The sequence below is a fragment of the Frankia sp. AgB32 genome (genome assembly GCF_023243045.1).
Lineage (GTDB): Bacteria > Actinomycetota > Actinomycetes > Frankiales > Frankiaceae > Frankia.
Window position 1 is genome coordinate 1 of the sequence record NZ_JALKFX010000196.1, and the last position, 265, is coordinate 265.

A 265-nucleotide genomic window follows, 5' to 3' on the forward strand; every position below is an offset into this window, starting at 1 on the left:
GCACTACGCCGAGAAGGTGCGGCGCGCCGAGCACGACCTCGACGAGAGCGAGATCAAGGCGTACCTGCCCCTCGAGCGGATGATCCAGGCGGCGTTCGACACGGCCGCCCGGCTGTTCGGCCTGACCTTCACGGAACTCTCCGACGTGCCGCGCTACCATCCCGATGTCCGGGTCTGGCGGGTCGGCAATCCCGACGGGTCCGAGGTCGGCCTGTTCCTGGGGGACTATTTCGCCCGCGCCTCGAAGCGGTCCGGCGCCTGGATG

Annotated in this window: 1 protein-coding gene; it reads left to right on the plus strand. The window is 69.4% G+C overall.

All coding sequences use genetic code 11. The annotated features are described in order from the left end of the window. On the plus strand, positions 1-265 hold a 265-nt coding region (locus MXD60_RS26400), incomplete at both ends, for a M3 family metallopeptidase (RefSeq protein WP_248822406.1).